The 25,745-nt window shown below is 67.8% G+C and carries 18 protein-coding genes and 2 pseudogenes; 15 read left to right on the plus strand and 5 right to left on the minus strand.

The window, feature by feature from the left end; genetic code table 11:
- The first annotated feature begins 158 nt into the window (after positions 1-158).
- The 12 genes and pseudogenes from PKO50_RS01745 (at position 159) to PKO50_RS01800 (ending at position 17,884) form a co-directional block, all read left to right on the plus strand.
- Complete coding sequence (locus tag PKO50_RS01745; RefSeq protein ID WP_109934478.1) at positions 159-734, plus strand: YceI family protein; 576 nt, start codon at positions 159-161, stop codon at positions 732-734.
- Positions 735-808: 74 nt separating this feature from the next.
- The gene (locus PKO50_RS01750) at positions 809-1,888 is read left to right on the plus strand and encodes a phosphatidylserine/phosphatidylglycerophosphate/cardiolipin synthase family protein (protein WP_109934683.1); all 1,080 of its coding nucleotides are present in this window, start codon (positions 809-811) and stop codon (positions 1,886-1,888) included.
- A 42-nt stretch (positions 1,889-1,930) separates the two neighbouring features.
- Complete coding sequence (locus PKO50_RS01755; RefSeq protein ID WP_089389779.1) at positions 1,931-3,208, plus strand: acyltransferase; 1,278 nt, start codon at positions 1,931-1,933, stop codon at positions 3,206-3,208.
- 85 nt (positions 3,209-3,293) lie between these two features.
- Positions 3,294-3,892, plus strand: a pseudogene (locus tag PKO50_RS01760) (DUF2846 domain-containing protein).
- Between the two features lie 269 nt (positions 3,893-4,161).
- Positions 4,162-4,674, plus strand: coding sequence for a formaldehyde-activating enzyme (fae, locus tag PKO50_RS01765; RefSeq protein WP_275628635.1), 513 nt, complete (start codon positions 4,162-4,164; stop codon positions 4,672-4,674).
- Between the two features lie 10 nt (positions 4,675-4,684).
- A complete protein-coding gene (locus PKO50_RS01770) occupies positions 4,685-5,719 on the plus strand; it encodes an aldo/keto reductase (RefSeq protein ID WP_275628636.1) in 1,035 nt (344 codons plus the stop codon).
- Positions 5,716-7,154: pseudogene (locus tag PKO50_RS01775) on the plus strand (NAD-dependent succinate-semialdehyde dehydrogenase). Before PKO50_RS01770 ends, PKO50_RS01775 begins: the two are co-directional and overlap by 4 nt.
- A gap of 119 nt (positions 7,155-7,273) precedes the next feature.
- Positions 7,274-8,632, plus strand: coding sequence for an MFS transporter (locus PKO50_RS01780; protein WP_275628637.1), 1,359 nt, complete (start codon positions 7,274-7,276; stop codon positions 8,630-8,632).
- Positions 8,633-8,813: 181 nt separating this feature from the next.
- Positions 8,814-15,218, plus strand: coding sequence for a filamentous hemagglutinin N-terminal domain-containing protein (locus PKO50_RS01785; RefSeq protein ID WP_275628638.1), 6,405 nt, complete (start codon positions 8,814-8,816; stop codon positions 15,216-15,218).
- Positions 15,218-16,705, plus strand: coding sequence for a DUF637 domain-containing protein (locus tag PKO50_RS01790; protein ID WP_275628639.1), 1,488 nt, complete (start codon positions 15,218-15,220; stop codon positions 16,703-16,705). Before PKO50_RS01785 ends, PKO50_RS01790 begins: the two co-directional genes overlap by 1 nt.
- The gene (locus PKO50_RS01795) at positions 16,702-17,205 is read left to right on the plus strand and encodes a hypothetical protein (protein WP_275628640.1); all 504 of its coding nucleotides are present in this window, start codon (positions 16,702-16,704) and stop codon (positions 17,203-17,205) included. Before PKO50_RS01790 ends, PKO50_RS01795 begins: the two co-directional genes overlap by 4 nt.
- 388 nt (positions 17,206-17,593) lie before the next feature.
- Entirely contained in the window at positions 17,594-17,884 is a 291-nt protein-coding gene (locus tag PKO50_RS01800) for a hypothetical protein (protein ID WP_275628641.1), read from the plus strand.
- 315 nt (positions 17,885-18,199) lie between these two features.
- Here PKO50_RS01800 and PKO50_RS01805 read toward each other — a convergent pair whose 3' ends face one another.
- The 5 genes from PKO50_RS01805 to PKO50_RS01825 form a co-directional block, all read right to left on the minus strand.
- Entirely contained in the window at positions 18,200-18,466 is a 267-nt protein-coding gene (locus PKO50_RS01805; protein WP_275628642.1) for a DUF1427 family protein, read from the minus strand.
- Positions 18,467-18,518: 52 nt separating this feature from the next.
- Positions 18,519-19,172, minus strand: a complete 654-nt coding sequence (locus tag PKO50_RS01810) for a hydrolase (RefSeq protein WP_275628643.1) — start codon at positions 19,170-19,172, stop codon at positions 18,519-18,521.
- A 131-nt stretch (positions 19,173-19,303) separates the two neighbouring features.
- Positions 19,304-20,245 carry a LysR family transcriptional regulator gene (locus PKO50_RS01815; protein ID WP_275628644.1) on the minus strand — a complete coding sequence of 314 codons (942 nt, stop codon included), beginning with the start codon at positions 20,243-20,245 and terminating at the stop codon, positions 19,304-19,306.
- Between the two features lie 95 nt (positions 20,246-20,340).
- Positions 20,341-20,601 carry a hypothetical protein gene (locus PKO50_RS01820; RefSeq protein WP_109933242.1) on the minus strand — a complete coding sequence of 87 codons (261 nt, stop codon included), beginning with the start codon at positions 20,599-20,601 and terminating at the stop codon, positions 20,341-20,343.
- Between the two features lie 173 nt (positions 20,602-20,774).
- Positions 20,775-21,650, minus strand: coding sequence for a LysR substrate-binding domain-containing protein (locus PKO50_RS01825; protein ID WP_275628645.1), 876 nt, complete (start codon positions 21,648-21,650; stop codon positions 20,775-20,777).
- Positions 21,651-21,890: 240 nt separating this feature from the next.
- Here PKO50_RS01825 and PKO50_RS01830 point away from each other — a divergent pair, with 240 nt between their 5' ends.
- From PKO50_RS01830 to aldA, 3 genes are all read left to right on the plus strand, one after another.
- Positions 21,891-23,066, plus strand: a complete 1,176-nt coding sequence (locus tag PKO50_RS01830; protein WP_275630415.1) for a hypothetical protein — start codon at positions 21,891-21,893, stop codon at positions 23,064-23,066.
- A 94-nt stretch (positions 23,067-23,160) separates the two neighbouring features.
- Positions 23,161-24,099, plus strand: coding sequence for a LysR substrate-binding domain-containing protein (locus PKO50_RS01835; RefSeq protein ID WP_275628646.1), 939 nt, complete (start codon positions 23,161-23,163; stop codon positions 24,097-24,099).
- Between the two features lie 214 nt (positions 24,100-24,313).
- Positions 24,314-25,738 carry an aldehyde dehydrogenase gene (aldA, locus tag PKO50_RS01840; RefSeq protein ID WP_275628647.1) on the plus strand — a complete coding sequence of 475 codons (1,425 nt, stop codon included), beginning with the start codon at positions 24,314-24,316 and terminating at the stop codon, positions 25,736-25,738.
- The last annotated feature ends 7 nt before the right edge of the window (positions 25,739-25,745 follow it).

The following is a 25,745-nucleotide window of genomic DNA, read 5'->3' on the forward strand; positions in this document are numbered from 1 at the left end:
ATGCGCCCTACGTTCTCGCCTGGGATTGCCGCGCTGCCGGCCGACTGAACCATTGGCGCTGCCGCCTGCCCAATGGGCTCGCCGGTCGGCCGGTTTGCAAGGCGGCGGCGGGCCGCTATCGTTGGCCTGATCCAGCCGTTTTCCATGTAAGGGACTCCATGCGCTCGCTGTTCGCTTTCCTCCTCGTGGCCTGCTTCGCCGCTTCCGCCCAGGCGGCCTGGTACCTCGACTACGAATCCTCGCGGTTGAACTTCGTCACCGGCCGCGGCGCCGCCGGCGCCGACGGCAACCGCTTCCTGGTCATGCACGGCGCCGTCGACGACCACGGCAAGGCCAGCCTGCGCATCGAGCTGGACTCGGTGCTCAGCGGCGTGCCGCTGCGCGACGAGCGCATCCGCGAGCTGCTGTTCGAGACCGAGCGCTACCCCGAGGCCACGGTGGACGCGCAACTGGACCTGGGGCCGATCCTCGGCCTGGCCAATGGCGCGCAACTGGAGATGCCGCTGCCGCTGCGCCTGAACCTGCACGGCGCCAGCCACGGCTACCGCGCCGAAGTGCTGGTGACGCGCCTGGACGAACGGCGCTTCCAGGTGGTGACGCTGTCGCCGCTGATCCTCGACGCCGCCGACTTCGGCCTGGCGCCGGGGCTGGAGCGGCTGCGCAAGCTCGCCGGCCTGCAGACCATCAACCTGGCGGTGCCGGTGGGCGCCGTGCTGATCTTCGCCCAGCGGTGAGCGGGCCGGTCTTCCCCTGGCGCAGCGGCAACCGCTTCGCCCTGCTGGTGGACGGGGAGAACTTCTTCCCGAGCATGCTCACGGCCATCGCCCGGGCGCAGCACCAGGTCGACCTGGAGCTGTACCTGGTGGAAGGCGGCACCTGCGCCGAACTGCTGCTGGAAACCCTGATCGACGCCCTGCGCCGCGGCGTGGCGGTGCGCTGCCTGTTCGACGGCTTCGGCGCCCTGCGCCTGGGCAGCGCCTGGGGCCGCCGGCTGCGCGAGGCCGGCGGCGAGCTGCGGCTGTACAACCCGCTGCGCTGGCGCGGCGGCTGGCGCAACCTGTTCCGCGACCACCGCAAGCTGCTGCTGGTGGACCAGGACGTCGGCTACGTCGGCGGCGCCGGCGCCACCGACGAGTTCTGGTCGGTGCCGGAGAACACCAGCGCCTGGCACGAGGTGATGGTGCAGATGCAGGGCCCGGTGCTGGCCGACTGGCTGGTGCTGTTCGAGCGCCAGTGGCACGCCTGCCTGCAGGCCAAGGCCTGGCGCCCGCTGGAAGCGGTGCACCCGGCGCGCCTGCCGCCCACGCCCATCGGCAGCAGCGGCCTGGGCCGGGTGGCCTACGCCGACGCCCGCCAGCACCGCGACATCCTGCAGTCGCTGGTGCGCAGCCTGAACGGCGCGCAGCAGCGCATCTGGCTGGCCACGCCGTATTTCTTGCCCACCTGGAAGGTCCGCCGGGCCCTGCGCAAGGCCGCGCGGCGCGGGGTGGAGGTGCGCCTGCTGCTGACCGGGCGGCTCACCGACCACGCCCCCGTGCGCTATGCTGGGCAGCGTTATTACCCGCGCCTGCTGCGCGCCGGCATCCGCATCTTCGAGTACCAGCCGCGCTTCCTGCACATGAAGGTGGCGCTGGTGGACGACTGGGCGAGCGTGGGCTCGTGCAACTTCGATCATTGGAACTTGCGGTTCAATCTGGATGCCAATATCGAGATACTGGACGCCGACTTCACGGCGGCGGTGGCCGATTGCCTGATCGCCGACTTCGCCGCCAGCCGGGAGATCGATTTCACGCTGTGGCACGGCCGCTCCCTGTGGATGCGCCTGCACCAGCGGTTGTGGGGCTGGCTCGACCGGGTGGTGGTGAATTTCCTCGACCGCCGCCGCTGAGCCGCCCGCCGGGGCAGGCACCCGGGGAAACGGGAGAAGGTCGTGAACAAGATCCGCAAGGAAAGGTTCATCGGGCTGGAGTGGTTGCGCTTCCTGCTCGGGATGTACGTGGTGGTCTACCACACCCTGCACGTCTACCCGGCGGAGCAGAAGTTCCGCGGGCTGGACGAGCTGACCAGCCTGGGCTTCTTCGCCACCAGCACCTTCTTCGTGCTCTCCGGCTTCCTCCTGGCCCACGTCTACGTCACCGACGGCCAGCTGCGCGAGAGCCCGCGCAGCTTCCTCACCAAGCGCTTCTCCAACCTCTACCCGATCCACATCTTCTCGATCCTGCTGACCATCGGCGTGCTGCTGCTGATCAGCCAGCTGGGCATCGGCCCGGACCTGGACCAGGCCACCCCGCGCTTCGTCGTCTACGACACCCATGACCACCTGGGCCAGACCCACCCGGAACTGTTCCGCCACTGGATGAGCGACCGCGAGCTGCTGTTCAACAGCATCCTCCAGCTGACCATGCTGCAGGCCTGGAACCCGCTGTACCTGACCTTCAACGCGCCGCTCTGGTCGCTGTCGACGCTGTTCTTCTTCTACCTCTGCTTCCCGGCGCTGGCGCCGCGGCTGATGCGCATCGGCAACAAGCGGCGGGCGCTGCTGGCGCTCTGGCTGCTGTACCTGGTGCCGCCGCTGCTGCTGGCGTTGCACCAGCAGTACGGCATGCCCTGGACCGGCCTGCTGCACCGCAACCCCATCCTGCGCCTGCCGGAGTTCCTCGGCGGCATCCTCGCCTACGGCCTGTTCCGCGAGCACAAGGACGGCGGCCGCCTGCCCGGCACCGGCGCGGTGCTGGCGCTGGGCGGCTTCGTGGTGGCCAACTTCCTCGCCGCCGACTACCTCTACACCCAAGGCGCGCGGCACTGGTACTTCCTGCTGCACAACGGCCTGCTGCTGCCGGCGCAACTGGTGCTGGTGTACATCAGCGCCTTGCCGCGCGACCCGCACAGCCCGGCGATCCGCCACTGGTCGCCGCGCCTGGGGGCGGCCTCGCTGTCGCTGTTCGCCCTGCACGTGCCGCTGTTCACCCTGTTCTCGCGCACCGAGAAGCTGATCCGCGCGCCGGGCGATTGCCTGGCCGACTGGGCCTACTGCATCACCGCGGCCACCGAGCAGCAGCTGTCGCTGTGGCTGTACCCGCTGTTCCTGCTGTTCATGGTGGTCAGCTGCGTGCTGTTCCAGGAACGCTTGGTGGTACCCACGCGCAAGTGGCTGGTGCGCCACCTGTTACCGCAGGCGGCGCAGCGGCGCCCGGCGACCCTGCCCTGAGGCGCCGCCACCCGGACTTTCGGCGGGTGGTCTGGCGGCCGTCGCTGGTTATGCTCAAGGCATGACCACAAGAAGGGACTGACGCATGTTGCGATCGCTGCTGGGCCTGGTTCTCCTGCTGCTGGCCGGCTGCAGTACCCCGGCGCCTTCTTCGGCGCCACCGACGGCCAGGCCTTCGCGCCGCTGCAGCCCAGCGATGCGCGCCACGCCCTGGTCTACCTCTACCGCCCGCAGAACCAGTGGGCCGACGAGGAACTGGAGGCGCCCGGGCTGTTCCTCAACAACGAGCTGATCGGCAGCCTGCCGAGCAACGGCTACCTGGCCCTGGAGTTCGAGCCGGGCAGCTTCAAGCTGGAAATGCGCCGCCCGCTGTTCGGCAGCTTCTGGACCTTCTTCGCCGACGGCCCGCTGGACTTCACCCGCATCGCCAGCTTCATGCTCGAAGCCAGGGCCGGCGGCGTCTACTACCTGCGCTACGACGAGGACCGCGTGCCCGGCAAGCGCAGCCACAGCGAGGGCGACGGCCCGCTGCAGCTGATCGAGGCGCGCCTGGCCGAGCCGGAGATCGCCCGCACCCGGCTGGTCCAGGAACCGGCGCAGATCGCCGCCAGCGGCTACGAGGTGCGCCGCCAGCAACGCTTCTGGCAGGGCGTGGGCAAGGCCCTGGACAAGGTCGGCATCTGATCCCCCGGTTATGAGTTGAACTCATAGCTCCTTGAGTTTTTATGCTTACCGGCCCGCAACGGGCCGGTGCTAAAAAATTGCGCAACGGCTCCCGACAACAACAACGAGCGATTGCGCCATGCCTTCATTCCTCCTGCTTTCCCGCTTCCCGCTCGTTCCCCCGCCAGCCCCGTCGCGAACCGATCACTGAACCCGGCTGCCCCGCAGCCTTGCGCACGGACCCCCGCGGCCCGCGCCCCCGCTCGCCCCGACTATCCCACGAGGTACCCATGAAACAGCTCGCCCTCTACATCGGTGAAGGCTTCGAAGGCCCCGGCGTCAACGCCGCGCACATCAACATCCTGCTCGGCCCGCGCAACGGCCCCGCCGGCCAGGCCTTCGCCGGCAGCCTGGCCTCGCCCAGCCAGGGCCATTGCCCGTTCATGGTGATCGCCCAGCCGAACATCCCGGTCAAGCCGATGACCCTCTACGTGAACAAGGCCCCGATCGGCGGCGACCTGCACGCCAACGCCACCTGGGGCGCGTCCCAGGCCGGCATCGCCAAGGCGGTCACCGAGGCGCTGCTGGACGGCACCCTGCCGGCCGAGGCCGAGGACGAGTGGGCCATCGTCACCGCCAACTGGGTCAACCCGGCCTGCGACGACCTGGATGCCGTCTACCTGAACAACTACAACGCCTGCCGCACCGCCATCCGCGCGGCGCTGGCCTGCAAGCCCGAGCGCGCGCAGCTGGCCGACGTGGCCGGGCAGATCGCCAACCCCTTCTACACCCCCAAAGCCTGAGGTCGCCGCCATGCAGTACATCCGTCTCGGCAACTCCGGCCTGCAGGTCTCCAAGCTGTGCCTGGGCACCATGAACATGGGCACCCCGGACTGGAAGCCATGGATCTTCGACGAACAGAAGAGCGAGCCGATCGTGAAGCACGCCCTGGACGCCGGGGTGAACTTCATCGACCTGGCCGACTTCTACTCCGCCGGTGTCGGCGAGGAAGTGGTGGGGCGCATCCTCAAGCGCCTGGTGCGCCGCGAGGACATCGTCGTCACCACCAAGGTCGGCTACGGCACCCGCCAGGGCATCAACGCCAGCGGCCATTCGCGCAAGCACATCCTGGACAGCATCGACGCCTCCCTGGCCCGCCTGGGCATGGACTACGTCGATATCTACATGCTGCATTTCTATGACGTGAACACCCCGGTGGAAGAGGTGATGGGCGCGCTGAACGACATCGTGAAGGCCGGCAAGGCGCGCTACATCGGCGTGTCCACCATGCTCACCGGGCAACTGGCGAAAATCCTCATGGCCTGCGAGCGCAACGGCTGGGTCAAGCCGATCAACATGCAGCTGCAGCTCAACTGCGCCTACCGCGAGGAAGAGCGCGAGATGATCCCCTTCTGCCGCGACCAGGGCCTCGGCGTCTCGGTGTTCAGCCCGCTGGCCCGCGGCCTGCTGACCGGCGATGCGCAGTCCACGCGCAACCAGACCGACTTCTTCACCCAGCAGATGTACGCCGACGAGGCCTCCTTCGAGATCGCTCGCTCGGTGCAGCGCGTGGCCCGGCGCCGCGGCGTAAGCAACGCGCAGATCGCCCAGGCCTGGGTGCTGAACCACCCCGGCGTGGACTGCATGCTGGTCGGCGCCGACACCACCGCGCAGTTCGACAGCGCCCTGGCGGCCCTGGAGACGCGCCTGGACGAAGAGGAGCTTTACGAGCTGGAGCGCAACTACACGCCCTGCGACGTCATCAACGACTATACCGCCGGCAAGCGCATCCTCCGTGTGTCCCGGCCGATGCGCGAGACCTTTTCGCTGACGGAGGCCGTGGCATGAGCGAACTGCTGAGAGCCGGCCACTACATCGACGGCCAATGGCGGGCCGGCGCCCCACCTACGCGGTGCGCAACCCGGCCAACGACGAGGTCATCGCCCAGGTGCCGCGCGGCGGCGCCGAGGAAACCAACGCCGCCATCGCCGCCGCCGAGCGCGCCCTGCCGGCCTGGCGCGGCCTGCTGGCCAAGGAACGCGGCGCGCGCCTGCGCCGCTGGGCCGAGCTGATGCTGGCCAGCCAGGACGATCTGGCGCGCCTGCTCAGCCGCGAGCAGGGCAAGCCGCTGGCCGAGGCGAAAGGGGAGGTGGCCTACGCGGCGAGCTTCCTCGACTGGTTCGCCGAAGAAGCCAAGCGCGTGTACGGCGACGTGATCCCCTCGCACAAGACCGACGCGCGCATCGTCGTCACCAAGCAGCCGGTCGGCGTGGTGGCCGCCATCACGCCGTGGAACTTCCCGCTGGCGATGGTCACCCGCAAGGTCGGCCCGGCGCTGGCGGCGGGCTGCACCCTGGTCCTCAAGCCCTCGGAAGAAACCCCGCTGTCGGCTTTCGCCCTGGCCGTGCTGGCCGAGCAGGCGGGCATCCCGGCCGGGGTGTTCAACATCGTCTCCGGCGACGCCGCGGCCATCGGCGGCGCGCTGCAGGCATCCCCGGTGGTGCGCAAGCTGACCTTCACCGGCTCCACCCGCACCGGCAAGCTGCTGATGCGCCAGGCCGCGGACACCCTGAAGAAGGTCTCCCTGGAGCTGGGCGGCAACGCGCCCTTCATCGTCTTCGCCGACGCCGACCTGGACGCCGCGGTGCGCGGTGCCATGGCCTCGAAGTTCCGCAACACCGGGCAGACCTGCGTGTGCGTCAACCGCTTCTACGTGCAGGACGAGGTGTACGAGGCCTTCACCGCCAAGCTGGCCGAGGCGGTGCGCGCGCTGCGCGTGGGCAGCGCCCTGGAGGGCGAGACCGAGCAGGGCCCGCTGATCAACGCGGCGGCCCTGGCCAAGGTCGAGCAGCACGTCGGCGACGCCCTGGAGAAGGGCGCCCGGCTGCTCTGCGGCGGCCAGCGCCACGCCCTGGGCGGCACCTTCTACGAACCCACGGTACTGGCCGAGGCCAACGCGGACATGCTGATCGCCGGCGAGGAAACCTTCGGCCCGGTGGCCGCCTGCTTCCGCTTCCGCGACGAGGCCGAGGTGCTGCGCCTGGCCAACGACACGCCCTACGGCCTTTCCGCCTACTTCTACAGCCGCGACATCGGCCGCGTCTGGCGCATGGCCGAGGGCCTGGAGGCCGGCATGGTCGGCATCAACGAAGGGATCATCTCCACCGAGGTGGCGCCCTTCGGCGGCATCAAGGAATCCGGCCTGGGCCGCGAGGGCTCCAAGTACGGCCTCGACGACTACCTGGAGATCAAGTACCTGCTGCTCGGCGGCCTGGCCGACTGACGCCGCCGCGCACGCAGCCGCGGCCACGCCGCTAAGGAGTTCCGCCAACCGCCGCCGCCCCGACCGGTGCGGCGGTCACCCTTCCGTTCAGACAACAAGAAAAAGACTCGGAGACGATCATGTCGGGTAACACAGTCAGAATCGATGACCTGCCCATCGGCAGGTTCCACATCAAGATCGCCGGCCTCACCTTCGGCGCCCACTTCACCGACGGCTACATCCTCGGGCTGATCGGCATCGCCTTCACCCTGATCAACCCGCAACTGAACCTCGACCCCTTCTGGCAGGGCCTGATCGGCAGCTCGGCGCTGCTCGGCCTGTTCTTCGGCAGCCTGTTCTTCGGCTGGATTTCCGACCACCTGGGGCGGCAGAAGATCTTCCTCATCAGCTTCGTGCTGATCACCCTGGCCTCGCTGCTGCAGTTCTTCGCCGAGACCGCGCTGCAGCTGTTCCTCTGCCGGGTGCTGATCGGCATCGGCCTGGGCGGCGACTTCAGCGTCGGCCACGCCATGCTCGCGGAGTTCTCGCCGAAGAAGCACCGCGGCGTGCTGCTGGGCTCCTTCAGCGTGATCTGGACCTTCGGCTACGTCGCCGCCACCTTCGTCGGCAGCGCCATGCTCGGCCTTGGCGACGACGCCTGGCGCTGGATGCTGGCGTCCTCGGCGATCCCCGCCGCGCTGATCCTGATCGCCCGCATCGGCACCCCGGAATCGCCGCGCTGGCTGGTGCACAAGGGCCGCATCGAGGAGGCCCGGGCCATCGTCCGCAAGCACCTGGGCGCGCACGTGGTGCTCGACGACGAGATTGCCGAGGAACACAAGGGCGGCTTCCGCCAGCTGTTCAGCGCGCAGTACCGCAAGCGCACCGCGTTCAACTGCCTGTTCTTCATCTGCATCGTCATGCCGTACTTCGCCATCTACACCTTCCTGCCGTCGATCCTGCAGAAGATGGGCCTGGCCGAGGGCTTCGGCACCGAGATGCTGCTCAACGCGCTGCTGGTGGTGGGCGCCCTGGTGGGCATCTGGTGCACGGTGAAGTTCACCCGCCGCGGCTTCCTCATCGGCGCCTTCCTGATCCTCTCCGCCGCGCTCTTCCTGCTAGTGCTGCTGCCCGGCAGCCTGGCCTGGCTGATGGTGGCGACCTTCGGCCTGTTCACCCTGGTGCTCTCGGCGGTGAGCAACCTGGTCGGCGTCTACCCGGCGGAAAGCTTCCCCACCGAAGTGCGCGCCGGCGGCATCGGCCTGGCCACCGCCGCCAGCCGCCTGGGCTCGGCGCTGAGCACCTTCCTGCTGCCGGTCAGCGTGGCCGGCATCGGCCTCAACCCGACCATGGCCATCCTCGCCGGCATCCTCCTGTTCGGCGCGCTGATCTCCATGGCCTGGGCGCCGGAGACCAAGTACCTGACGCTGACGGATGCGGGGAAGGGTGAAGGCGAGGGCGACGCGCAAGGGCCGGCGAGCAAGGCGGCGCTGGTCTGATCCGTAGCCGGGGCGGACGCCTTCGTCCCGCCCTGGCTGCAAGCCGGGGCCGGGCGCCCGGCGGGGCAGGGTGTGATTCGGAAAAGGCCTACGCAAGGGGCTGGAAACCCTCAAGGTCCTACGCCGTACAGGGGAATAGAGTCCGCCGGGCCAATCACCACCCCCGCGCGAGCCCCCCGATATGGACATCCGCCGTCCCCTCCAGCAGGCCATCGCCAGCGGCCTGGCCGGCCTCCTGTTCCTCAACCCCATAGTCGCGGCCGCCGCCCAGTTGGCGGTGGATGCGGCGGCGGCTGGCAACACCCAGCTCGGCGCGGCGGGCAACGGCGTGCCCATCGTCAACATCGCCACGCCCAATGGCGCGGGCCTGTCTCATAACCGGTTCAGCGACTACAACATCGGCCAGCAGGGCCTGATCCTCAACAACGCCACCGGCAAGACCGCCAGTACCCAGCTGGGCGGGATCATCATCGGCAACCCCAACCTCAAGGGCCAGGCGGCGCAGAAGATTCTCAACGAAGTCACCGGCGGAAGCCCCTCGCAGCTCAAGGGCTACACCGAGGTGGCGGGGCAGGGCGCCCACGTCATCGTCGCCAACCCCAATGGCATCACCTGCAACGGCTGCGGCTTCATCAACACCCCGCGCGCCACCCTCACCACCGGCAAGCCGATCCTGGCCGGCGAACGCCTGCAGGGCTACGACGTGAATGGCGGCGAAATCGCCATCGAAGGCGCCGGGCTCAACGCCAGCAACCTCGACCAGTTCGAGCTGATTACCCGCAGCGCCAAACTCAACGCTGACCTGTACGCCAAACAGCTCACCGTGGTGGCCGGGCGCAACACGGTGGACGCGCAGACCCTCGCTGCGACTGCCAAGCCCGACGACGGCCGCGCCAAGCCACAACTGGCCATCGACAGCGCGGCATTGGGCGGCATGTACGCCAACACCATCCGCCTGGTGGGCACCGAGCAGGGCGTGGGTGTGAAACTGGCCGGCAACATGGCGGCCAGCGCCGGCGACATCCGCATCGACGCCAACGGCAAGCTGGAACTGGCCCAGGCCGCGGCCAGCGGCGACCTCGCCCTGAAGGGCCAGGACGTGGCCCTGAACGGCCCGGCCTATGCCGGCGGCAGCGCGAGCGTGCAGGCCAGTGGGGCGTTGAGCAATGCGCAGAGCCTGGCCGCGGGCTCGACCCTCGAGCTGAAAGCGAACCAGCTCAGCAACAGCGGTGTGATCGAAGCCGGCGTGAATGCCGACAACAGCCGCAACGCCCGGGGCGACGTCGCCATCGAGGCGCAGCACCTGCGCAACGCCGGCAGCCTGATCGCCTCGCGCAGCCTGGACGCCCATGCCGCGCAGCGCCTGGACAACAGCCAGGGCAAGATCGGCGGCCAGCATGTCCGCGTCAGTGGCGGCACCCTGGACAACCGCCTCGGCCTGTTCGCCGCTGAACAGAGCCTGCGCCTGGACCTGGCCAGCCTCGACAACAGTGGCCAAGGCACCCTCACCAGCCGTGGCAGCCTGGACGCCAGCCTCGCCGGCAAGCTGGACAACAGCGCCGGTGGCCTGATCCACAGTGCCGGCAGGCTCACGCTGGCGGCGCAGGGCATCGACGCCAGCCGGGGCGAAATCTCCACCCAGGGCGACGCCGAGATCCGCACCCGGCATCTGACCCTGCACGGCGGGCGCCTGCAGGGCCAGGGCGCACTTGGCCTCGACCTGCAGGGCGGCGACCTGGACAACAGCCAGGGCGGGCTGCTCAGCGCCGGCACCCTGAGCTTCAGCCGCCTGGGGGCAGTGGATAACCGCGGCGGTGAAATCTCCAGCCAGCAGAGCTTCGCCCTTGGCGCCCGGCTGCTGGACAACCGCGACGGCGGCCGCATCATCAGCGCCGGCCGGCTCGACCTGCAGGCCGACCGGGTGCTCAACGCCGGCCTGGGCCTGCTCTCCGGCTGGCAGGGGCTGACCGTCGGCGGCGGCAGCCTGGACAACAGCCAGGGTGGCACTCTTTCCAGCAAGGCCGGCGCGCTCGACGTCAGCCTCGGCGGCGAGCTGAACAACGCCAGCCAGGGCGCCCTGGTCAGCCAGGGAGACCAGCGGATCAGCGCGGCCAGCCTGGACAACCGCGGCGGCATCGTCTCCGCCGAGGGCAACGTCGAACTCGTCATCGCCGATGCCCTGGACAACCGCGACGGCGGCCTGATCGATGCCCAGCGCCGGCTCGATTTCAGCCACGCCGCCACCCGGCTGCACAACCAGGGTGGACAGATCAGCGCCGGCAGCCTGCTGCTCCAGGCCGCCAGCCTGGACAACCGGGGCGGCCAACTGGCCAGCCAGTCCACCCTCGACCTGACTCTCACCCAGGGCGACCTGGACAACCGCGACCAGGGCACCCTGGCCAGCCGGGGCGCGTTGAGCATCGAGGCGCTCGGCGGCCGCCTGCTCAATGGCGACGATGGCTTCGTCCGCAGCGGCGACAACCTCAGCCTGCGGGCCGTCGGCCTCGACAACCGGCAGGGGCAGGTGTCCAGCCAGGGCGACGCCACCCTCGTCCTGAGTGGCGCGCTGAACAATGCCCAGGGCCGCATCCAGAGCGATGACGGCAAGCTCGACCTGCATGCCGCGAGCACCGACAACAGCGGCGGCATCCTCGATGCCGCCCTGGGCCTGCTCAGGATCGTCACCGGCTACTTCGACAACGGCGCCGGCGTGGCCCAGGGCCTGGACCTGGAGGTCCAGGCCAGCGGCGGCATCGGCAACCAGCAGGGCCACCTGGCCGCCACCCGCGGCAAGGCCGAAGTCGAAACCGGCAGCGCGACTGTGGATAACCGCAATGGCGGCCTGTACGCCGGCGACCAACTGACCGTCGTTGCCGGCGACTTCCTCAATGGTGGCGGCAAGGTCGGTGCGAAAGGCATCGACTTCAGCCTCGAGGGCACCCTGGACAACGACGGCGGCCTGATCGAAGCCGGCGACTGGCTGAGCCTCGACGCCGTCAGCCTGAGCAACGCCCAGGGCCGCCTGCGCGCCCTCGGCCAGAGCGGCACCACCCGGATCGCCACCCGCGGCCTGCTCGACAATCGCCAGGGCACCCTGGAAACCGCCGCCGACACCCTGCAACTGAGCGGCGGCGCCCTGCAGAACGCCGGCGGTACCGTGCTGCACGCCGGCAACGGCGGGTTTCTCGTCGATCTGGGGCAACTCGGCCAGGCCGGTGGCCACTTCATCACCCAGGCCGCGCTGGACATAAACGCGCCCGACTGGACCCTGAACAGCAGCCTGCAGGCCCGCCAGCTCACCCTGAACGTCGACCGGCTGCAGCTCGGCAGCGGCGGCCAGCTGCTGGCCGCGCAGGGCCTGGATGGCAGCGGCGGCCACTGGACCAACGACGGGCTGATCGCCAGCGATGCCGGCCTGAGCCTGGACCTGAGCGGCAGCTATACCGGCAACGGCCGCCTCACCAGCCTGGACGCCCTGAGCCTGGGCGCGAAGCGGATCGAACTCGGCGCACCCGCCAGCATCGCCGGCGGCAGCGCGGCCAGCGTCAACGCCAACGGCCTGAGCAACCATGGCCGCATCAGCTCCGCCGGCGATCTTGGCGTTAGCGTCGCCAGCCTCGACAACTTCGGCAGCCTCGGCAGCGCCACCGGGTTGCGCGTGGAGGCCGGCCACCTGCTCAACCAGGGCGGGCTGCTGTTCAGCGGCGGCGACATGGCGCTGCGGGTGGGCACCCTCGGCAACCATGCCGGCGACCTCTACAGCCTCGGCGACCTGCACATCGCCGGCAACGACCAGGGTGGCTGGGCGGCCAGGGTCGAGAACGTCTCCGGCAGCATCGAAAGCGCCGGCGCCCTGACCCTGCTGGCGCAGGACTTCGACAACCGCCGTGGCGACGACTTCCGCATCGGCCAGCGCATCGTCGCCGGCAACATCCGCATGTACGCCGACGATGTGTGCGACGGCAAGGGCTGCGAATTCAGGTTCCAGTCCTGGGAGCGCTACGAGGATGTCATCACCCAGGACTCGCCCCAGGCGACGATCACCGCCGGCGGCGACTTCGTCTTCCGCGGCGGCGCCTTCGCCAACCTCTACAGCAGCATCGCCTCGGGCGGCGACATCGACATCCAGGCCGCCCGCTTCCGCAACCAGGGTGCGGCCGGCGGCGTGGAGCGGCATCTGGACGGGGCCTTCTACACCCGCACCGATGCCTACTACTGGACGTTCCGCAGCAACCAGGAACTCTACAACCGCTACAACGACCCCAACTCGCCGGACTACGACCCCGGCGCGCTGAGCCGCCAGCAGGTGCTGGAGTCCGGCGGCTACCCGGAACACAACTTCCACAACCTCATGATCTCCGAGGTGCAGGTGTCCGGCGCGCCGGCGGCCAGCGCGGTGATCCAGGCCGCGGGCAACGTCAGCATCGTCGCCAGCGAGCAGTTCGACAACAGCGTGGTGCGCCGCGACGCCGACGCCCAGGGCATCGACCCGCGCGATGTGGGAACGGCCACCGCTGCCGCCACCGGCCAGTTCGCCGTCACCTCGCAGCTGCCGCCGGACCTGACGCAATGGCAGGTCGACCCGCTGGAAATCCCCGGCTTCGCCCTGCCCAGCGGCAGCAACGGCCTGTTCCGCCTCAGCGGCGAGGGCGGCAGCGCCGACGCGAGCGCGCCCGACCTCGCCGGCCTCGGCCAGGGCATTTCCCGCGTCCAGGGCGTGCCGGGCAACGCCGCACCCGGCAACAGCCACAAGTACCTGGTCGAGACCAACCCGGAGCTGACCAGCCTGAAGAGCTTCCTCAGCTCCGACTACCTGCTCGGTTTGCTCGGCTACGACCCGGACCAGGCGCAGAAGCGTCTGGGCGATGGCCTCTACGAGCAGCGGCTGATCCAGCAGGCGGTGGTGGCCCGCACCGGTCAGCGCTTCATCGACGGCATGGCCAGCGGCGAGGCGCTGTTCAAGTACCTGATGGACAACGCCATCGCCTACAAGGACAGCCTCCACCTGACGGTGGGCGTGGCCCTGACCGCCGAGCAGGTGGCGGCACTGACCCACGACATCGTCTGGCTGGAAGAGGCCGTGGTGAACGGCGAGAAGGTCCTGGTGCCGGTGCTCTACCTGGCCCAGGCCGAGAACCGCCTGGCGCCCAACGGCGCGCTGATCCAGGGCCGCGACGTCAGCCTGATCAGCGGCGGCGAACTGAACAACCATGGCACCCTGCGCGCCAGCGGCGACCTCGGCGCCACCGCCGCCAACATCGGCAACGCCGGCCTGATCGAAGCCGGCAACCGCCTCGACCTGCTCGCCACCGGCAGCATCCGCAACACCGCCGGCGGCATCATCGCCGGGCGTGACGTCAGCCTCACCGCGCTGGCCGGCGACGTCATCAACGAACGCAGCATCACCGCCCTCGACCTGAGCGCCGACAACGACCGCATCCACAAGGAAATCGCCAACGCCGCCGCCCGCATAGAGGCGAGCGGCGACCTGGCGATCAACGCCGGGCGCGACCTGCTCAACACCGGCAGCGCGATCCAGGCCGGCGGCGACGCCTACCTGCAGGCCGGCCGCGACCTGCGCCTGGAAGCCACCCAGGAAACCGACAGCGCCGATTTCCAGAGCCGGCGCATGCAGGGCAGCATCGGCAGCACCACCCAGCACGCCAGCGAAGTCAGTGTTGGCGGCAGCCTCGATGCCAGCGCCGGCCGCGACCTCGCGGTGGTGGCCAGTCATATCGACGCCCAAGGCGACATCGCCCTGGGCGCCGGCCGTGACGTAACCCTTGCCTCGGCGGCGAACGAAGACCATAGCGAAACGAAGTACAAGGGCGGCGGCAAGAAGGTCGAGCAGCAGGCCGACCAGGTGCGGCAGCAGGGCGCCAGCCTGGATGCCGGTGGGGATGTGGTCGTCAGCGCGGGGCAGAACCTCTCCCTGGTGGCCAGCAAGATCAGCGCCGGCAACGAAGCCTACCTGGTGGCCGGCGACAAGCTGGAACTGCTGGCGGACTACGACAGCGACCACTCGCTGTACAGCGAGGAGGAAAAAGGCAGCTTCGGCAGCAAGAAGACCCAGCGCGACGAAGTCACCGACATCAGGGCCGTCGGCAGCCAGATCAGCGCCGGCTCCGACATCACCCTGCTCAGCGGCGGCGATCAGAAATACCAGGGCGCGAAGCTCGAAAGCGGCAACGACATCGCCATCCTCAGCGGCGGCGCGGTGACCTTCGAAGCGGTCAAGGACCTGCACCAGGAAAGCCACGAGAAGAGCAAGGGCAACCTGGCCTGGCAGTCCGCCAAGGGCAAGGGCCAGACCGACGAGACGCTGCGCCAGAGCCAGCTGATCGCCCAGGGTGAACTGGCGATCAAGGCCGTGGACGGGCTGAAGATCGATATCAGGCACATCGACCAGCAAAGCGTCGGGCAGACCATCGACGCCATGGTACAGGCCGATCCCGACCTGGCCTGGCTGAAGGAGGCCGAGGCGCGGGGGGATGTGGATTGGCGGCGGGTGCAGGAGGTGCATGACTCCTTCAGCTACAGCAGTTCGGGGCTGGGCGTGGGGCACAGCTGGCCATCGCCATCGTGATGGCCGCCTACGTCGGGCCGGCCGCCCTGAAAGCCATGGGCGGCGGCGCCGTTGCCGCCGGTGGCGCGGCCATTGCTTCGGGGGCCGCGACCAACGCCTCGATCAGTCTGGTGAACAACCGCGGCGACCTTGGCGCGGTCTGGCAGGACACCACCTCAAGCGATGCCCTCAAGGGCTACGCCATCTCCGGCATCACCGCCGGCCTGACCCAGGGCTACTTCAACGACTGGACCGGCGCCACCAGCGACCTCACCGGCAAGATCACTGTCGACCTGGGCTCCCTCAAGGGCATCGGCCAATTCGCCGCCAGCCAAGGGCTGCAGAACGGCACGGCATTGGCGCTGGGCCGGATCATGGGGCAGGGCGGCGACCTGGGCGATGCCCTGCAGAGCACCCTGCTAAACACCCTGGCCGCCGTCAGCTTCAACGCCGTGGGCGACTACACCAAGGGCGTCTACGCCGACGGCAGCATCCAGAAGGTGATGATCCACGCCATGGTCGGCGGCCTGCTGGCCGAAGCCAGCGGCGGCGACTTCAAGACCGGCGCCCTGGCAGCGGGTGCCAACGAAGCCCTGGTGGACCAGCTCGACACCTGGGTGGGCGGCAACAAGATCCTGCTCGACATGACCTCCCAACTGGTCGGCCTGCTGGCGGCCTCGACCCTGGACGGCGCCGATGCGCAAAGCCTGCAGACCGGGGCTTGGGTGGCGCAGAACGCTACGCAGTACAACCACGAACTGCATCGAAAAAATGCCGAGAGTTTTGCTGAAGGCGCCCTGGATTTCTGCAAGAAGCAGCCGGCGTACTGTGGCCCTGGAGCCGATCAGGTCAGCGAACAGGACTTGATGGACGCCCTGGCCGCGACTGCGGCACACGGCGAGGGGATCGATAAGGTCAAGCCGGAAGCCCTGCGCTTGGTCAATCAGTTCCTGGTCAATCCGGACCTTGCGGACACACTGCAAAACGATCTGTTCGCCCCTACGGCTTCTGAACAACAACGCCTGGACACCTTGGAAAAGGCGGAGCTGGCAGCAGCAGGTGTTTCGGCTGCGGCGCTGGCGAAGGCTGTGATAGCGGGTGGTGGCCAACTGCTGAGTAAGGTGGTTGGAGCGTTGAAGGGGCAGGGGACAAAAGGATTTGTAGGGTTCTCCGACGATGCTGCGAAGTCAGCGCTTTCTAATGTTGGTCGTGTCGATCACTCTGCTAGACACTTGATTGATGCAGGCATAATCACCGCGAACTCTGGATCAAAAGCTGCGCGGCAAGCATTTCAGGAGATTGGGCAGATTATTCTGACCAACCCTGCAAAGACCTTTGATCATGTGATGACCCAAGGTGGGCAAGCTGTAAAAGGTTTTTATGGGAAGATTGATGGGAATGATGTTGTGATTTTTGTGGCGAAAGAGTCTCGTGGAAAGATAGCGGTTGGAGATATTGTGACAGCCATCAAACCGTCCTCTCAGCAAATGAAGAACTTTGGATTATGAAAACTATTGAAAGCCTTGGTGTTTACTGGGCGTTTATAGATGAGTCTAGTGGTGAGATTTATCAAGATGAGGTGGGCGGGTTAGTCTTTTATGGGTATTGGCGTGAGAGGGGTTTCAGCGAGATTGTCGGTAATGAGTCCTCGTTTGAAGCTGTCTGGGAAGGTAGTGCTGATGTGAAATTTCGAAAGTGGGAAGGCGAGGGTATGAGCAACCTTTCTGCTGAGGTGAAAATAAATATGTGGCCCGATGAACTTAAGTGGTTGTCATATGTTGAACGGTCACTAAGGTGGTTTGTTGAACATGGAGCGACTGTCTCTTGGTGTGGGTCGGAGCTATGTAGTCCTTCTCTAGATGTCTTCTCTTCAGGTGAGGGTTCCGGTTCGGTGTATGCAGCCTATAGTGAGGATCTTGGTTTTGTTCGTGGTTCTGGGTTGGAGGAAGAGTATCAAGATATTAATGCATCACAATTGGATGAATTCAATAAGATTGTGCTTGGTTAGTCATCGGTGCAAAAGGTAGTTCCGGCGCAGAAGACGCTATCGACCCGAAAAGGGGACACGAAAAGGGGACAGATTTATTTTTCCTGCTCTAAAGCTGGCTGACTGGACAGGATTAGGGTGTGAGAAATAAATCTGTCCCCTTTTTGCCTTGTGACAACAGGTGGAACAGCTAATGCCTTGGGGTATGCTAGTACCTCTGCGGGACTACTGTCAGGCTACTTAAAAGATAGTACCGGAAGTGCTATATCTGAAAGTGTTCTAGGTGTTGGTTTTCAAAAATATGCAATGTCACGTGGCGTGCCGGAAGAGGTCGCGAAAAAGATGACCAATGCACTATCTGTTAGCGGTGCATGGAATGTCATTGTTAAGAATGGGAAAGATTTTCTTGATGAATAGACTGCTGGATTTCTTATATGAGAAACGGGCCTGGGTTCTGGTTTTATTGCTAGCAGGAGTGCTTTTAAATTCTCTGAGATTTTTGGAAGGGTGGAGAAGTCTGTTTGTTGTTGTGTCGGGGCAGTTGTGGTTTGGTTATGCCTTTCATTCATATATTTCTGGTCGTGAGATTCTTTTTGGTCCTGGGGCGATATCACGAAATGATAGCAGCGCCTTGGAAAGATCTTTGGCAGGTGGAGTATCATTTTTTATATATGTTCTATTTTTCTTCTTTGATGGGTGAGAGATCGGACAGATTTATTTTTCCTGCTCTAAAGCTGATCGGTCAGGCCGGCTAATGGGTGTCCCCATTTCACGTCGAAGGCTAACAGGGTCTTGAAGAAGATCCTCTCGCTGCGCTGACTGCTGGCGCCAAGAAGAGTCCAGAAAGTAAATCTCCTTTCTAGCCTGCCTGCGGAGCGAAGCGTCATCCGGCAGCGGCGGATAACGCTTCGCGTTATGCGCCCTACGGCGGGGGCGTTCCTCTGCGATGGCATGCAGCCTCTTGGCATCGGTTGTCAGGTATTCCGGCGCGCTCCGGAAATGCGGGCGCCGCCGATCACCGCCGGCCCTGCCGATCCTCCCGAGCCTGTACCTCATGCCCTGCCGCTACGCCGGAAGCCGGGGCCTGCCGTTCCGCGGGGGCGCTGGCGGCTGGCGGGGGTTGGGCCAGGCGCCTGGCCAGTGGCAGCGCCTGTTCGCCGAGCAGCATGCCCAGCAGGCCGAGCAGCGCTATGGCCGGTGGCGCTGGCGAGCGGACGCCGCTCAGGGAATAGATGACGCCCACCAGCAGGCCGACGCCCAGGGACAGCAGATAGGCTTTCATGGCGTGCTTCCCAATGGGGCGGCGGGGTGGCCCGCCGCCGGGTGTGCCGGGCTCAGCCCTGGTGGCCGCCGAGCATGCTTTTGGCGTACTGGATGCCGATGCCGAAGGCGCCGCCGAACTCGATCGAGATGCCGGTGGTGAGGTCGTAGGTCTCCACCCGCGCCCAGTCGCGCTGCAGTTCCAGCAGGTAGGTGAGGGCGGTGATCGGCCGGGCGCCGGCCTGGAGCATGCGCTGCACCGCGCGCTCGTGGGCCTCGGCGGTGCAGTCGCCGCAGGCGTCGGTCACCACGTAGACCTCGAAGCCCTGTTCCAGCGCCGAGAGCACCGGGCCGTTGCAGCACACCGAGGTCCACAGGCCGCACATCACCAGGCGAGCCTTGTCGGTGGCGTTGATGGCGGCGATGAAGGGCTCGTCTTCCCAGGCGTTGGAAGTGGTGCGGTCGATGACCTCGGCGTCGGGGAAGGCTTGGCTGACTTCGGGGAACAGCGGGCCGGCGAAGCTTTCCCGGGAGATGGTCGAGATGACGGTGGGTACGCCGAAACCCTTGGCGGCGTTGGCGAGGATGGCGGTGTTGGCGCGCAGGCTGGTGATGTCGATGGACTTGGTGTTGAAGGCCATCTGCGACTGGTGGTCGATCAGTACCAGGGCGTGGTCGTGGGGGCTGAGCAGGGAACGGGCGGGCTTGGCGGACGCTTTGACGCTCATGGGGGAGTCCTCCTCTGGTGGGATGCCGGCGGCCGTGGCTGCCGATCTCCGCCGAGTCTATGGACCTGGCACGGCGTGCGGGTGTGCGTTTGCGCGGAGTCGAATCCGCAGGATTGCGGACGGCCTCGGCGCTAGCGGTCGGGCAGGGCGAGGGAGGCGGGGCGCGGTTCGCGGCCTTCGATGAAGTCGCGCTGGTGGACGATGGCCTCGGCGCAGTGCGTGAGGAAGGCGTATACCCGGCCGGACTTGCGGATGTCCGGGTGGGTGAGCACCCAGAGTTCGTCGTGGACCTCCGGCTGCACCGGGCTGATGCGCACCAGGCCGGGCACCAGGTCGCCGTGCATGCAGGGCAGGAAGCCGATGCCCATGCCGGCGGCGATGGCCGCGGCGACGCCGGCCACCGAGTCGCTGCGGTAGCCGATCCGCTGCGGCGCGACGCGCTGCTCGACGAAGCCGTAGGCGCGCAGGCCGGCCAGCCCGCGGCCGTAGGACACCCATTGGCGCTGCCAGAGTTCGTCGAGGGCGGGCGAGTGGCCGACGTAGTCGACGCGGCGTCCGTAGATGGCCCAGGCCACGGTGGCCACCTTGCGCCCGAACAGGTTCTCCGGCGGCACCAGGGTGGCGCGGAAGGCGACGTCCGAGTCGCCGCGGGCGAGGTTCAGCGGCTGGTTGCTCACCAGCACCTCGATGCGGATTTCCGGGTTGGCCGCCTGGAAGCCGGCGATGATGGGGGTGAGGAAGTCCAGCAGCAGGGCATCGCTGGTGGTGACGCGCAGGTCGCCCTTGTAGCCCTGGGCAGGGCTCGACACCCGCCGCGCCACGCTGAAGATGTCCTGCTCCAGGCGCGCGCCCAGCTCGACCAGCTCGGCGCCGGCGGCGGTCGGGGCGTAGCCGCTGCGGCGGCGGTCGAAGAGGGCCACGCCGAGGGTGCCTTCCAGGGCCGCCAGGCGCCGCGAGACGGTCGAGTGGTTCAGCCCCAGGGCGGCGGCCGCGGCGACCAGGCTGCCGCCTTCGCCGATGGCCTTGACGATGCGCAGGTCGTCCCAGGAAAGCTTGTGCAGGGGATCGGTCATGGGGCTCCTCGTAGGGCTCTGCGGGCTACGGACCTGGAAAGGTAGCAGCAAAAAGCCCCCGGCGATCGCCTGCCTGCCCCGGCGCAAGCCTGGGTTCAGGGGCTCATCAGCCCGCGGATCCGTTTGGTGAGGCTGTCCAGCTGGCGGAGGGTGCCCACATCGTGGGCGCGTTCGTCCTCGGCCTGCGACAGGCCCAGGGCGACGTTGGCCAGGGCGTGGACCCGCGCCGGCTCCACGCCCAGCATGTGGGCGACGCGCTTGGCGGTGGCGGTGTCGTTGAGGGCTTCCTGGGCGGCGTCGAGCAGCTCCTTCAGCAGCCGCTCGTCCAGCAGGTTCAGTGTGTGCTTGATAGACATGGTCTTGTCCTTGCGGTGGAAGTTTCCGGCGTCCGTGAGCGGGGGCGGACTCCAGCGCATGATCTTGGACCTGCGGGCCCTTGGGAGGAGCCCGAAGGCCTGTGCAATTCCTCCGAGTCGGGCGGGGGAGATTTCCCCGCATGGCGCGAAGCTGTCGGCAAATCCTTAAACGGCTAGGGGTTGCTCACCAATTCCAGCCACTCCTGGAAGCGCTGCACCTTGGACAGGCCGCGCTTGTCCGTGGGGATGTCCAGCCAGTAGCCGTAGGGGCCGATCACTTCCACCGGGGTGATCGGCAGCAGGCTGCCGGCGGCCAGTTCGCGCTCGATCATCTGCCGGTCGATCACCGCCAGGCCACCGCCGGCCAGGGCGGTGTGGATGACCTGGTCGAGGGTGCTGAACTCGATGCCGCTGCCGGCGTCGACGTCGTTGCGGCCCACGGCTTCCAGCCAGTTCTCCCAGACCTTCAGGCGCTTGCCCTCGTGGAGGATGTGCAGCAGCGGGTGGGCGTCCAGCTCCGGCGCGCGCTCACCGTCGAACAGCTCCGGGCTGGCCACGGCGATGTGCCGTTCCATCACCAGCAGGTGGCTGTGGCAGTGGGGGGCGGCTTGCAGGCCGAAGCGGATGCGGCAGTCCAGTTCGCCGGGGTTGTCCGGGGCCTGGGCGTTGGTCACGCTCAGGCTGATGTCCGGGTAGCGCTGCAGGAAGCTGCGCAGGCGCGGCGACAGCCAGCGCGTGCCCCAGGTGGGCGGGGCGAGGATGCGCAGGCGCTGGCGCAGGTTGGGTACGCGCACCGCCTGCAGGGCGCGCTCGATGCGCTCGAAGGCCTCGCCCAGGTGCGGCGCCAGGGCGCCGCCGGCCTCGGTGAGGCTCAGGCCGCGGGGCGTGCGCACGAACAGGCTGACGCCCAGGTAGTCCTCCAGTTGCTTGATCTGCCGGCTCACCGCGCCCTGGGTGACGTTGAGCGCCTCGGCGGCGCGGTTGAAGCTGCGGTGGTGGGCGACTTCCTCGAAGACCCGGAGCATGTTCAGGGGCGGCAGGCTGCGCATGGGGCGGCTTCCGAAAGGGGGCGCGGGGTGGCGCGCGCGGGCTGGTCGTGGTGCGTCGATTCTAGCGCCGGGGCAGGTCCCACAAACATGCGTTTTTCTCCGGTTCGCCCGGCGATTTAGTCGTTTGTGCGCGGTTCGCGCCAGCGGCTAGTTTCGGCCGCGCACAAGGTGTGGGGGGAGTGTCCGCGCCGGGTGCGCCGAATAACGACAAGAACTTCGCCGAGGCTTTCCATTGTGGCCATGTTTCCCCTGCCGCGCCGCTGTGCGCACCTGCTGTTTCCCGTCCTGCTGACCTGCAGCGCCGCCGCCCTGGCGGTGCCGGTGACGGACGAACTCGACGTCGGCGGCGCCATCCGCGCGCGCTTCGACCACGACCCGGACCGCGACATCGACAAGGCCGGCTTCGACACCCTGATGCTGCGCGCCACCTACACCTCCGACAGCTGGATAGGCGCGGCGCGCTACCGCTTCTACGGCAAGCAGTACCCCTACCAGTACACCGACCACATCGGCGACGTCGCCTTCGCCGAATATGCCTGGGTCGGCTACCGCTTCGATGCCGATCGCCAGGTGCAGGTCGGCCTCAACCAGGTCCCCTTCGGCCTGCAGCCGTACTTCGGCAGCACTTTCTACGAGACCCTCGGCAACGTGGTGGGCCTGGAGGACGTCTCGGCGGTGGGCGCCAAGTACATCCAGCAGCTGGGCGACTGGAACCTGCAGGCGGGCCTGTACGGCCGCCCGGCCTGGCCGGGGCGCGGCACCAGCAACGGCAGCACCTACTCGACGGTGGTGACCTCCGCCGACGACTACGTGCCCGAGGGCACCCGCAACCAGGAGCGGCAGATCGTGGTGGCCCGCCTGGCGCGCTCGCTGCAGCTGGGCGAGTGGAAATCCGAGGTCGGGGTTTCCGCGCTGACCTCGCGCCTGGAGAACAAGGACACCCACGACGCCGGCCGGCGCAACGCCTATGCCCTGCACTACCTGGGGCAGAACGGCCCCTGGGGCGTGCAGCTGCAGGCCGGGCGCCAGCAGATGTCGCCGCGCAACCCGGGCAGCGACGAGGTGGTCAGCTTCGGCGGCTACGACGGCACCTTCAACGTCGCCAGCCGCGGCAACCTCTACGTCGGCGACCTCAGCTACAGCTTCCCCGGCACCTTCGTCGGCGGCTGGGGGAGCGGCATGAAGGTCTATGGCAACTACAGCCGCTTCGACAAGTCGGCCAGCGGCTTCGACGCCTCCGAGCGCTTCATCCTCGGCACCTCCTTCTCGGTGCGCTCCTTCTACATCGCCGTGGAGTGGCTCAACGGCCGCAACGACCCCTACATCGGCGGCAGCAGCTACACCGACAGCCTGGCCCGGGGCGGCACCGACCACTGGGAGAACCAGCTGTACGCCAACGTCGGTTATTACTTCTGAGTGAGCCTCGGCGGCGGTCCCGGTGACTCCGGGGCCGCTGCCATACTCCAATGCGCATGCCGCGTCCAACGGGGGCGCGAGGGGAGGGCCAGCGATGAAGCGCAAGATCCCGGCGCTCAATGCACTCAAGGCGTTCGAGGTGGCCGGCAGCACCGGCAGCTTCACCCGCGCCGCCGAACTGCTCAACGTCACCCAGAGCGCGGTCAGCCGCCAGGTGCGCCAGCTCGAGGAGCAACTCGGCGAGCCGCTGCTGCAGCGCCGCCACCATCACCTGCAGCTGACCGACGCCGGGCGTATGCTGCTGCGCGCGCTGCAACAGTCGTTCGACCGCATCGAGCTGACGGTGCGCGGCATCCAGCAGCGCCAGCACCTCAACCGCCTGCGCCTGAACGCCCCGCCGACCTTCGCCAGCCGCTGGCTGCTGCCGCGCCTGGGGCGCCTGCGCGAGGCCCACCCGGGGCTGGAGGTCACCCTCACCACGCACCTGCAGGACAGCCTGGCCGAGACCGGCACCCTGGACTGCGCCATCCGCTTCGGCAACGGCGAGTGGGAGGGCCTGGACAGCTCGCTGCTGATGCACGAGAAGCACATCGCCGTGTGCGCGCCGGGCCTGCTGGCGCAGCGCGAGGAACAGGGCCTGGAGCTGAACGGCATGACCCTGCTGCACGTGCTGGCCCGCGACGACCAGCGCTACCTGACCTGGCGCCACTGGCTGGACGCGGCGAAGATCCAGGGCGTCGACCTGCACGGCGGCTACGAGTTCGACCTGCTGGACATGGCCATCCGCGCCGCCATCGATGGCCTGGGCGTGACCATGGCCGACCGCCAGATGGTGGCCCGCGAACTGGTGGCCGGGCAGCTGGTGCAACTGCTCGACGTGCAGGTGGATGGCCACCAGTCCTACTGGTGGGTGAGCCGCCCGGGGCAGGAACTGCCGGAGCACGTGGAGCGCTTCCGCGACTGGCTGCTGGAGGAGGTGCGCCTGGCCGAGCGCAGCCTGGACAACGCCGCGCACATCGTCAGCCCGCGCTGAAGCGCCGCCGGGTAACATGCGAAAAATGCAGGTTACCCGGCGTTATTAATCGTTTGTCCGGCCTGCTGCGCCTGTCGAAACTTGGCCCATCCAAGAACGACAAGAGTGTTGCCCCATGCCTGCCCGCACCCGCCTGCCGGCGCGGCTTCGCGCCCGCCCCGCGCTCCGCCTGTCGTTCCTCCGCCACCGCGCTGCTTGAACCACAGGAATGCCCATGCGTACTGACCAGAACTTCATCGACGGCCGTTTCCACGACTGCGGCGTGGCCGCGCGCATCGCCGTGTTCGACCCGGCCACCGGGGCCTGCATCGCCGAAGTGCCGGCGGCCACCGAGGCCGAGGTGCTGAGCGCGGTCGAAGCCGCGCAACGCGCCCAGCGCGACTGGGCCAGGCTGCCGGCCATCGAGCGCGGCGAGCACCTGCGGCGCTTCGCCGAGGCCATCGAGCGCAACGCCGCGGGCATCGGCGCGGCGCTGGCCCGCGAGTCCGGCAAGAGCGTGCAGGACGCCACCAGCGAAGCGTTCTACGCCGCGCAGATCACCCGCTACCACGCCGAGTGGGCGCGGCGCATCGAAGGCGAGGTGATCCCCAGCGACTCGCGCGACGAGACCATCCTGCTGCAGCGCGAGCCGATCGGCGTGGTGGCCTGCCTGATCCCCTTCAACTATCCGGTCTACACCCTGCTGCGCAAGGTCGCCCCGGCGCTGATCGCCGGCAATACCGTGGTGGTGCGGCCGAGCAACAACACCCCGACCTCGGCCTTCGAGATCGCCCGCGCCGCCGCCGAGGCCGAGCTGCCAGCCGGCGTGTTCAACGTGCTGACCATGGTCCACGAGGTGGCTGCCAGCCTCTGCCAGCACCCGGCGGTGGGCATGATCACCCTGACCGGCAGCGTCGGCGCCGGGCGCACCGTGCTCGACTACTGCAAGGCCAACATCGCCAAGCCGTCCCTGGAGCTGGGCGGCAAGACCCCGGCGATCATCGAGGCCGACGCCGACCTGGAGCAGGCCGCCAGCGCCATCGCCGCGTCCAAGACCACCCACTGCGGCCAGCTGTGCACCGCCATCGAGCGCGTGTACGTGCAGGCCGGCGTGCACGACCGCTTCCTCGCCCTGCTGCGCGAGAAGCTCGCCGCCGTGCGCATCGGCGACCGCGCCGAGGACGCTTCGCGCATGGGCCCGCTGGTCAACGCCCGCGCGCGCCAGGACGTCCACGCCAAGGTGCGGCGCGCCCTGGCCGAAGGCGCGCGCCTGGAATGCGGCGGCGTGCTGCCGGAAGGGCCGGGGCACTTCTACCCGGCCACCCTGCTGAGCGAGTGCCGCCAGGACATGGAGATCGTCCAGGAGGAAATCTTCGGCCCGGTGCTGCCGGTGCTGCGCTACGAGACCCTCGACGACGCCCTGGCCATGGCCAACGACCACCAGTTCGGCCTGGCCTCGGTGCTCTACAGCGAGAACTACCGCACGGCGATGAGGGTGGCCAACGCCATCGAGGCCGGCGAGCTGTACGTCAACCGTACCCCCGCCGACCCCTACCAGGGCTACCACGCCGGCTGGAAGCGCTCGGGCCTGGGCGGCGACGACGGCAAGCACGGGATGCTGGAGTTCACCCAGACCCGCCTGGTGGTCCTGAAGTACTGACGAGCCG

This window comes from Pseudomonas sp. 273, assembly GCF_029201425.1.
GTDB lineage: Bacteria > Pseudomonadota > Gammaproteobacteria > Pseudomonadales > Pseudomonadaceae > Pseudomonas > Pseudomonas delhiensis.

What these genes read in the sequence shown, in the direction of transcription:
- PKO50_RS01810 (WP_275628643.1), bottom strand. Translation starts at nt 19,172, where the DNA reads ATGAGCGTCAAAGCGTCCGCCAAGCCCGCCCGTTCCCTGCTCAGCCCC.
- aldA (WP_275628647.1), top strand. Translation starts at nt 24,314, where the DNA reads ATGCGTACTGACCAGAACTTCATCGACGGCCGTTTCCACGACTGCGGC.
- PKO50_RS01770 (WP_275628636.1), top strand. Translation starts at nt 4,685, where the DNA reads ATGCAGTACATCCGTCTCGGCAACTCCGGCCTGCAGGTCTCCAAGCTG.
- PKO50_RS01800 (WP_275628641.1), top strand. Translation starts at nt 17,594, where the DNA reads ATGAATAGACTGCTGGATTTCTTATATGAGAAACGGGCCTGGGTTCTG.
- PKO50_RS01815 (WP_275628644.1), bottom strand. Translation starts at nt 20,245, where the DNA reads ATGACCGATCCCCTGCACAAGCTTTCCTGGGACGACCTGCGCATCGTC.
- PKO50_RS01805 (WP_275628642.1), bottom strand. Translation starts at nt 18,466, where the DNA reads ATGAAAGCCTATCTGCTGTCCCTGGGCGTCGGCCTGCTGGTGGGCGTC.
- PKO50_RS01745 (WP_109934478.1), top strand. Translation starts at nt 159, where the DNA reads ATGCGCTCGCTGTTCGCTTTCCTCCTCGTGGCCTGCTTCGCCGCTTCC.
- PKO50_RS01795 (WP_275628640.1), top strand. Translation starts at nt 16,702, where the DNA reads ATGAAAACTATTGAAAGCCTTGGTGTTTACTGGGCGTTTATAGATGAG.
- PKO50_RS01785 (WP_275628638.1), top strand. Translation starts at nt 8,814, where the DNA reads ATGGACATCCGCCGTCCCCTCCAGCAGGCCATCGCCAGCGGCCTGGCC.
- PKO50_RS01830 (WP_275630415.1), top strand. Translation starts at nt 21,891, where the DNA reads ATGTTTCCCCTGCCGCGCCGCTGTGCGCACCTGCTGTTTCCCGTCCTG.
- PKO50_RS01790 (WP_275628639.1), top strand. Translation starts at nt 15,218, where the DNA reads ATGGCCGCCTACGTCGGGCCGGCCGCCCTGAAAGCCATGGGCGGCGGC.
- PKO50_RS01835 (WP_275628646.1), top strand. Translation starts at nt 23,161, where the DNA reads ATGAAGCGCAAGATCCCGGCGCTCAATGCACTCAAGGCGTTCGAGGTG.
- PKO50_RS01750 (WP_109934683.1), top strand. Translation starts at nt 809, where the DNA reads ATGCTCACGGCCATCGCCCGGGCGCAGCACCAGGTCGACCTGGAGCTG.
- fae (WP_275628635.1), top strand. Translation starts at nt 4,162, where the DNA reads ATGAAACAGCTCGCCCTCTACATCGGTGAAGGCTTCGAAGGCCCCGGC.
- PKO50_RS01825 (WP_275628645.1), bottom strand. Translation starts at nt 21,650, where the DNA reads ATGCGCAGCCTGCCGCCCCTGAACATGCTCCGGGTCTTCGAGGAAGTC.
- PKO50_RS01820 (WP_109933242.1), bottom strand. Translation starts at nt 20,601, where the DNA reads ATGTCTATCAAGCACACACTGAACCTGCTGGACGAGCGGCTGCTGAAG.
- PKO50_RS01780 (WP_275628637.1), top strand. Translation starts at nt 7,274, where the DNA reads ATGTCGGGTAACACAGTCAGAATCGATGACCTGCCCATCGGCAGGTTC.